5 protein-coding genes and 2 pseudogenes are annotated in these 9,237 nt (G+C 46.1%); 4 read left to right on the top strand and 3 right to left on the bottom strand.

The genetic code is table 11. The features are described 5' to 3' along the window. Positions 1–839 precede the first annotated feature (839 nt). Positions 840–1,481 (bottom strand): hypothetical protein, encoded by a 642-nt coding sequence (locus AABJ99_RS24375; protein ID WP_000990665.1) that lies wholly within the window; start codon positions 1,479–1,481, stop codon positions 840–842. A gap of 2,114 nt (positions 1,482–3,595) precedes the next feature. On the opposite strand from AABJ99_RS24375, the gene AABJ99_RS24370 reads away from it, so the two are divergent. Then, positions 3,596–3,790, top strand: a complete 195-nt coding sequence (locus AABJ99_RS24370) for a hypothetical protein (protein WP_077757823.1) — start codon at positions 3,596–3,598, stop codon at positions 3,788–3,790. 25 nt (positions 3,791–3,815) lie between these two features. Here AABJ99_RS24370 and AABJ99_RS24365 read toward each other — a convergent pair whose 3' ends face one another. Both AABJ99_RS24365 and AABJ99_RS24360 read right to left on the bottom strand, forming a co-directional pair. Further along, entirely contained in the window at positions 3,816–4,748 is a 933-nt protein-coding gene (locus AABJ99_RS24365) for an S-4TM family putative pore-forming effector (protein WP_112030385.1), read from the bottom strand. A 3-nt stretch (positions 4,749–4,751) separates the two neighbouring features. Then, positions 4,752–5,747, bottom strand: coding sequence for an SMODS domain-containing nucleotidyltransferase (locus tag AABJ99_RS24360; protein WP_000246636.1), 996 nt, complete (start codon positions 5,745–5,747; stop codon positions 4,752–4,754). 384 nt (positions 5,748–6,131) lie between these two features. Here AABJ99_RS24360 and AABJ99_RS24355 point away from each other — a divergent pair. The 3 genes and pseudogenes from AABJ99_RS24355 (at position 6,132) to AABJ99_RS24345 (ending at position 9,223) form a co-directional block, all read left to right on the top strand. Next, positions 6,132–6,631 (top strand): annotated as a pseudogene (locus tag AABJ99_RS24355) (HEPN family nuclease). 12 nt (positions 6,632–6,643) lie between these two features. Beyond that, positions 6,644–7,423 (top strand): annotated as a pseudogene (locus tag AABJ99_RS24350) (hypothetical protein). Positions 7,424–7,630: 207 nt separating this feature from the next. After that, entirely contained in the window at positions 7,631–9,223 is a 1,593-nt protein-coding gene (locus AABJ99_RS24345; RefSeq protein ID WP_112030386.1) for a hypothetical protein, read from the top strand. Positions 9,224–9,237 lie beyond the last annotated feature (14 nt).

The raw sequence follows: 9,237 nt of genomic DNA, 5'->3' as shown, positions 1-9,237 counted from the left end.
CTCGCCGAACAGTTTTTTGATGTCTGAATTTTCGTTTTCCAGAAAGCCTCCTGCCTGTGGACAGTAAAAGAATAAACAGCAAATCGTGTGTCAGAGCCCCGCTAACTGACTGAAGAAAAACCTGCAGTCTGTATTTAACAACAGAGTCTGGCGTACTGACCATAGTTTATGTCATTAGCTTACTTCAGTATATGCATTACTGAATACAGCTTATCATTAGCATATTACAGTTTATCAGTAACATGCCACAGCTTATGTGATCGTGGTCCCGGCCCATGAGTAACAAGGTTTGTAGCGATATGGGGATCTTTAATGGATCCTTTATTGATCATTCATGGATCTATTTACTGGATCGGGCCTCTGGATATGTGGATAAATCATTCCGGAAAAACAGCATACACTACCGATTATGAAGGCTTCAGGGCGTACCTGCTCACTGTGATTACAGATCCATTGCGCTTCCTCGCCGGTTCGCGGGCTTCGCCCGGTCACCGGTCTGCGGCGAGCACCGTTTTTTCTGAAGTCTGTCTTTACAGGTAATTTTTGACGGAATCTGCCGTACTTCCTGAGCGTACAGTCATATCCGAAATACACTTCATATGTTTGTTTCAACGCCAGAGGCGCATACAGACTGGCTCCATGAATATCCTGATGACAGGCACTGCTGCGCAGACACCGGTCATGGATGTAACGGAAATACCAGCTGAACCGCAGGTCTTCCAGTCGGGGACACTGAGTACAGGGCTGGAGCTTGTGGATACGTATCTCTGGATCTTCAAACACTTTATGGAAGGAAAGGTGTTAACCAGATCCCTTGCCTGCCTGGTTTATATCAAGCCCTATAGCGACAGGACGGACAGTGTCACCTTCCAGTCAGTAGCTAAACGATCTAAGGTGTTCCTGGACAAACTGCAGGAGCCAACGTCTGAAATGATAAATAAGCGAGGGAATATCTGGTGCTGGAAGAGTTGAGATGACTGGCACATTGGTATAAATCTTGCCGTCATTCTGATCAGTTTGTAACATTCTGTAATGATCACCATTGGCTGGCGATTTTTCTGTTCAGTAATGTAATTAACCTTATCTGATGCGCTGGCCACTATTCCATCAGCTGTACTGATGGCAGGCTCCCTGTTGAGGTCTGCCGCGAGCTGTCCGCCGGACTCAACGGGCTCTGCCACAATCCGGTTATGATAGCCTGGAAACTGATCAAGGGTCAGGTCGATATAGTCCCTGGCAGGGGCGGCAATGACGTGGCCGTATCTGCCAGGACCATTATCCCACTGCATACCGACAATACAGGAGTACAGGTTGCTGCCGTCTTCCGTCAGATAATCAGTCAGAGTCTGGCTGGCCAGCTCGCTGCAACCGGCCGGGAAATCCTTCAGGTGATCATACCCGGCGGTGAGAGAAGCCTCACAGGAAGTCAGCTCCAGAGCATGTCGGAAGGCCTGCAGGCGGGTCCAGGTGTCCGCATTCACTTTTTCACCTTCCCGTCATGACGGGCCAGGGACTGAAGTTTACGGACGTCCTCCCGGGATCCTTTCAGCTCAGCTTTCGTATCCAGCAGCTGCGCCGCCAGCGGTCTTTTTCCCGGGAGCCGACTTTCCTGGCACATATTCTTTTCGCAGTTATCCCCAGAATCTGTGGATAACTGTTGCTCCTCTTTTGAGAGAGAAGGCTTTACTCACCGCCTGAATGCGGCAGATATGTCTGGACGATATATCTGCATACGCCGGTACTGCTTCGTCAGATTGCACGGCAGGTGAATTGCCGGGCTGGTACCATACCATATTTGCGCCGAACCCGTCCGGGGCGGTGCCGATAACAGATGTTAAATGATTGGTCGTTTTTACATCTGTAAAAGCAACAGGGCCCCATGATTATATCATGGGGCCCTGTTACTCTGATTCTTCGCAATAGATTGCTCTGAATCAGATGCGCCTTCTCCATTAGACTAACAGTTCTATATTATTTTACCATCTTTAAATGTGTAAGAGTTTTCTGTTTTTTATTGGTGTTTATCTGTATTTTTTGTTTTAGGAACGTTTTTGTAAGAATTATCTTTTATATTTGAGGTGATATCTTATTGTGGTTGTTGTAATAGTTTAGAGTCGTAATAAATATGATTGATCGCCACTTTAAATGAAGTTAATCTACTGGAGATGAAGTAACTTCATTAATGCGTCATAAAAATAAAAATTCCTGTTTTGGGAAATATGAATGTGTCTGTCCCCTCCTTCGGGAGGGTGTTTTTTATCTGGAAACTGGTTTCTGGTTCTGATTTTTCTTTTTGTATTATAGCGAGTTACGCATATTTACCAATCGATGTCTGGCAAACAGAGTATGGCGATGGTGTGATTTGTGTTTATTGGTAAAAAAAACACCCCCGTAGTGGGGGTGTTGAAACTTCAACCTATGTACTCATTATCCTGGGATGGATGAGTAGCGTGCGATATTGAATCATATTCAGCAGGAATAATAATATTCGCAAAAAAATGGATGTGCAAGGAAATTTTTTATATACTTTTGTGTGTGGTGGTTAGGTAATCAAGAAGATAAATGATGAAGTGTGCCAGTTCAGGATCAATGTTTCCATGGGAAAGCCATTTATTAATAATATCAATTAAGTTCGAAAGCTCAGGGAAGATTTGTTCAATGTTTTCCTCTGTCTCCCGCACAGTCATATAGCGACGTCTCCTTGGGGATTGAAAACAAAAACAATAATACAACAAGTATGAAACAGAAGGTAGGTGGCAGGGGCGGAACAGGAAAACGCATGAGGGCGCTTCCTGGGGGAGATGCCTGGTATCTTTAGGGTTCAGTTTTGAGATCGGGAATTTTTGTACATTAAGTGCATTATTTAATCAATTGAAACGCGTAATGGATTGATTTTATCAGCAACTATCGCGTTTAAGTTGTCGATCATATTTGAGTTGTCTCATTAAGGTCGAATCCCCTGAAAGCGGCGTATAACGTAGGAGTTCCCCTCTATAGCAATAGGTAAGGCTGTTCAAAAAAGGCTTACCGTACAATAATTCGCTATATCCAGACGGCCCCCCTTGTCATACAAGCTCGTAAGCGGCCCTGACGGCCTGTCAATGCGGTACTGCCCTGTCGGGACTGCTCTACCCACATAAGTTTCTACATAGCTTGAAGCTGGATGGGGAGGTATTACGGCTTTAGCCGTAATACTTTCTTCGTCCTCGCAGCGCTGACAGTTTTCAGGGATCAAATTTAGGTCCGCCATACACTCCGTAAAGACTCTGTCAGTTCACAGGTATTACCTAGTGAAGACGTATCATAAAATGAAAACTGTAGTTGGGTAGTTGCTCCCCCTCACGGCATGCAGGGGCTGAGGGGGAAAATTTCCTTATCTTGTTGTTGCTATTTCTGGCTTAGTCAGTTTTGAATTTTGCTTCCTAAGCAATAATCCCCTCACCGCAACAATCGTTCTTCTACACTAATAAGATCCGAAAAAAGGTAAAACCGGAACTTAATGAAATTACGGAGAATTTGACTGATATCCACTACCCCATTCTTCCGGCGTGCTATCTATACAGGCTGGTACATCTCATTTAGTCCGGAGGTTGTTATGGGCGTCAAAATCACAGGTTTAGACAAAATGCAGAAACAGCTAAAAGAGGTTGAGAGAGCAACGGAGGCCTTAAACGGAAGTTATGATGTTCGTTTTGATGCTAACGATCCTAGCAGCATTGAGAACGCAATTCAGGAAGCCTACTACTCAGGCAACCAGAATTGTTTATCGGATGTGCTCCGGCATACGTAAATCCTACACCGGAGCTAAGGAGGGATTACTTCTGAAGGTGCAACTCCTTCAGATTTGTTTCAAAGTAATCAACATAAATTCGTTCATTTTTGGGCTTCATTATCAGCTGAATACCGTTGGGTACGGGCGGACATGAGGCCCGGTAGGCAAACATCTCATCCTGGATATTCCGGAGCGTATAACCCAGTTGCTCTTCTTCTGCCCTTCCGGATACCCTTATGCCGGATAATTCCTTCTCTACGTACTTTTTCAGCTTCTCGCTTCTTTTCATACTGCTGCGATTATCCAGAAACTGAAGCAAGAAATAGCGGATGACCGGCAGTGTGAACACCACATAGAAGAGGATCTCATTCAGGCCGGATTTCATGACGATGCCGTAAACAAGCATCGCGACAGGCGAGACAATAAAAGCGGAAAGATAAAATACGTGCAGAACCTCCCTGAGCGATTTGTCCCAGCCGAGATTTTTTCCGTGGCAAAGGAGCGCCATTACGGCCTGCGGCGCGTCATACACCTTACTGACGTACCACCCCTCTTCGCCAAATCGCTTTCGTGCTTTTTCCGGGCTGTCTCTAAAATATGCAGCTTCCCGGATGATGTCATCCCGTGGGATCTCCTCCACCTTCAGTTCATTACGTCGGATGCCAAGTACCCGGCAGTCGTACATTTCCTGGATTGAGGCTGCCTTCCTGCGCAGAGCCGAGATGTGTCCACTGATAATAATGTTAAAGGTAAGCACCAGGAGTCCATATAACCCCAACAACGAAGACAACAGCTCTGAATCGACAAATTCCCGGCTCCGGTTGTATACGGTAACGAAAGAAAGCAGGAGCGGTACGATGATGCTGAAGAGAAAATTCAGTCTGTTCCAGTTTTTTACCCTGTCGTAGACACGGGCCTGCGCATACAGTAAATCAAGGTTTTCTCTGGTCGACTGGTTTGTGTAAATGGCATTCATGGTTCACCCGTAAACAGGAAAGAACGGCCCGAACACATCGCGCCATTTATTGATGGATTTTTCATACTCTTTATTATTTTCAAACCATCTCGCCTCCGATACTTTTTGCGCATCGAGATAACATCTGTCCGATATCGCCTTACGTGCCTCGGCTGAAAGTGAGTTGATATCACCCTGTATGCCTTTGGGATCGTTGACAGAGTACCGCACGGATTGACCAAGGTGGCGGAAAAGCGCTTCCAGCTCCATGTCAACAAACGATGAGCAGGATGTTCTGCCAGCGTAATAGTCCAGAATCAGCGTTTCCAGCAGGTAGGAACTCATGGATGGCATCGTCGGTCGCCGCTGCCAGTATTTGACTGCTCTGATGACATTGAGCACATTGCCGTTATTCTGCACATTGATAGTAGTGACTCTGTCCCTGTCTTTACGGGGGTCGGTAAACTTCCAGTGGCCGTTGCCATCGGGGATCAGGTAGTAAGTCCGTCCAAAGGCATCTTCGCTGGTAATAAAGCAGGGGACGATGTCAAAATTCCAGTCCTTGCTGACCAGTTTCAGCGTGACAGCTTCCTGGTTACGCCTGATGTCAGCCTGGGCGTACTGGGCAATGTCCTGCAGGCGGTTTTTAAAGGCATTCAGAATTCTGACGGAGCAGACGGTGTCTGCTCCGGAATGGCGGTAACTGTGCAGACGTGACCCCTCTCCGGAGGAGGTTACAGTTATCCGGTCACTCAGGATGGTATAGGTGGCACCTTGCCCGGTTAAGCCAAACATCAGATCAATATCATCAAGCGGACGGATTTTGGTTCTTCTGGCAAAGGAGCCAAAGGCAATATGGATCGCTGGAAAACTCACCGGAAATTTATCGTCCTTCTCAAAATCATTCATCTTACCGATAAGCCAGTCGCGACTTGCACGCGCGTCATCGGTATCTGCCTTTTTGAGATTCACGGTATCTTTCATAAATTCGTTAAAGGCAGCTATTACTGTGGTCGCCATGTTCAGTCCTTTAATTATTTATTGCAAAAGGCGCAGGGCTCTGTCGTACATCTGAACATTCCAGTGCCCAGGAAGAGTCGGTACAGTTTATTATTAGTACCGCAAGTTCACTACCGTCTCGCTCTCTACAAGGGCATATAATTTACGTGGGAAATATGAGCCTCGTTCTTTCATTGATAATTATGCAAAGTATTTCAGTTATTAATGCCAAATAAGCAATAATGCAATTAAGTTCAAAATATATTATTAGTATTGCATTATCAGCACAAATCCTTCTTCCTCTCTCCTGAGATCCGAAAAAAGTAATAATCGGAAATGTCGTACCAGAGCCGTCAGGCTGACCGGATGGTATAGTGGATTTTCGAACCGGAACGGGAGGGTTAGATGGGAAATTATTCAGATTTTGAGACCGATTTTGTTCAGCGAACACTGGCGCTTATCGATCAATATAACTAAATGATTGAGGTGCAGGGCAAGCCATTCAGGGAGCAGTACAACTACACGTTGGCCCTGAATTGCCTTCTGGATCTTATCGTCTTACCGAAGAGAGGGCGCTCTCTTTCCTGCCTGCCGACCGTTTAACGCTGCAGCTTAAAGCTGAAATGGGATTACATGAGTCACAACTGCCCGGACCGGAAATGAACCTGCGGGAGTTGATCCATAAGATGCGGAATTCAGTGGCTCATTTCTGTGTCCAGGTAGAGTCAGCCAGCGATGCATACCTTGTAGACTGGATTGTTTTCAGAGAATCCCAGGGTGATGGGGACGTCTACGCCAGCTTCAGCGCTCGGGAGCTTTTACCCTTTCTGAAATATTATGCGGCCCAGCTGCTCGACAATATGGCCCGCCGTCGAGCCCCAGCTGTTAACGTATTGGATTTGTGAGGGATTTACACAATGTTGATTCTCGATTGCTCCTCACGATTTCAGGCGCTGTTTTCACTTTCTTCCGGTTTTGGTTGCAGTGTTATGCAGCTAAAAAAGGTTTTGTTATCTCTCGATCTTGAACAGATTTACGAGACGGATCATTCCATTATGATCGACTCGCAACAATATCTGTGAGAGTACGTATGTAGGGAACTGGGGTCTCCGGGCAAGTTCTCCACCGCATACTGGTTTCACGGTACCCGGACATCAGCTGACAATACATTTGAAAGTGGTTTACTTCCGCTGAACCAGACTGAGTCACTGGTGATGGATATGCTGGTAAGTCTCGCACCAGACGCTGTGGTCAAAGAGAAATTGCAGGCTTGGAATTTTCATGCTGGCGTACCTGATAATCTCTTCTGGATGCGCACCAGAAACGAAATGCACTGGGGGCCATACGGTCACCTTGTTCGGGAGGTTCATCTTCATGCCCGCAAACTCTGGCAGCACAATTATCTGCGGCTACCGGAGCTGGTAGAGGATGTCTGCAATGCTTACCAGAAAAAGTATGGGCAGGATCTTACAGAACATTATCTTAAGGTACTGAAACCCTGCATCGTCTGTTTCAGGGCAGATATTGAGTATGAAAAAGGTGCACTTGAAGCCGCGCTGAGTTACGGATACACGTCCGTTAGAGAATTGCCGCCGGATAGCGGTGCACTATTCGGTATTGATTGACATGGTATATCTGTTTCTCTCGGTGAAATTGTGAACATTGAATTCACGAATTTGCATGAGCTTGATGGCTGAATCTTTTGGGTTGTACCTGTCATCCATACTACGTTTGTAAGTAACAGTGTTTCATTCAGGAAAAACTAGTTTGTGACAGATAATCTAAACAGCCTTATACATGTCTTTTAAGTTACTGTAATTTCTCAACTAAAACACAGGCTTTGTTGTTTAGCAGCTAGAGTGTATTGTTATTATTAAATACGCAGTGTGACAAGCGAGTAAAAGATGACATCACTTATAGTTACTTCGTTACGCAAAACCGGTCCTTGCCTTAGCTCTGTACTTGTAGAGGAAATGCTGAAAACCCAGGGAGTTAATCGTGATACCGCGCGCAAACAGATTTCCCGGGCGGCTTCTGCAGGGCAGATCCACTGTGTTGACAAGCTTTTCCCCAAGCGCGAACGATTTATTTATCTGAAGCAGCAGTATGGTACCGGGCGCTTCTGGTCCAGTCTCAATACAGCCCTCCTTGATACAGGATCGGCCTACGGTCTCGCCCTGAGTTGCCTCCGGGCTCGCGGGGGGATCCTGCCGGTCAGGCATTTTTCTTCTGCCTGCGGTTCACCGGTAGCAATGAAAAATAGATTATCATGGAAGTCAGTTCTGGACGGTCTGCTTCAGTACAAAATGGTCAGGTTCGTTACGTTACCCGGTCTGGGGGAGTGTGTGGCCCTGACAGAAAAAAATGATAACGGGTATCAGCGCGCGCTCCATCCCCTCAAAGCCAGGCTGCTTACAGAGTCCGTTCTGATGACATCCCTGAGTCAGTGGGTCCGACATAACGGTATCATCAGTTATGACACGCTGCGCACACGGGAAGAACTCGATTCAGATCAGGCGCCCTGTGTGGCAAATTTTGATTTTGACGTCACTGCTGCATCCTATCTTAATCCTCTTCTGCAGTTCTCCCGGTCAGGGGAAATTCGGCCTGGTTTCTTTGTCTGCGATATGCTTCTGGGCTGTAAGCTCAGTCTTGTGCACCTCCAGCCCTTTATTACAAAATGTCGTTCAATAAACAGCCTCAGGAACAGCCCAAGATGCCTGTTTATGTTTGTTGCCGACGAATACAGCGAAGAAGCTTTTCTGGAAATGAAGCGTGCCGGGATAATACCTGCGACACCGGAGAATCTGTTCGGAAAAGACTTTGCTGATGCACTCTTTCAGTTACGGGATCTGGTTGGCTCAATAACGCACTGCTTAAAAGATAATATAGCCGCAATAGATGACATCATGTCCAAACTTGAGAGGATTGCCGGAGTAACCAGTCAGCTTCAGGGGGATTTATTTGAATATATTGTCGCTGAGACCGTGCGCATAAACAGTAATGATGTTGAGGTTGGTAAAATATGTAAGTCAGAGAGGAAGGGGACTGCAGAATGCGATGTCCTGAGCCGACAGGGAAATGCAAAAATCACCTTTATTGAATGCAAGGGTTATAAGCCCTATTCGACAGTGAAGCATGAAGATGTGAAAAGATGGATTGGTAAACAGGTGCCGGTATTCTTCGATTATGCAAAAAGAGAATACCCCAATGCTGAAATTAATGTTGAGTTATGGACTACAGGAAAACTCGGCGATGATTCCAGAGAGTCTCTTCGTAAATTTCAAGAAAATAACTCAACTAATCAGCGTTATAATATAACCGTCTTAGAGCCGCATGAGGTCCGGATAAGAATAAAGGCGACCTGGAATGATGCTCTTATCCGGGTTTTTGAAAAGCATTTCCTCAGCAATCCGGAAAGAATCGTTCGCCGTAAACATGTTCCCGAACCGGTCAGACTTGCGGGTCACGATGAGGCAATAGAATTCGACTTCTGATGCGGTATACCTGT

It is taken from the genome of Escherichia coli, from assembly GCF_036503815.1.
Classification (GTDB): Bacteria; Pseudomonadota; Gammaproteobacteria; order Enterobacterales; family Enterobacteriaceae; genus Escherichia; species Escherichia coli_F.
This window is presented reverse-complemented; position numbering and strand designations above follow the sequence as displayed.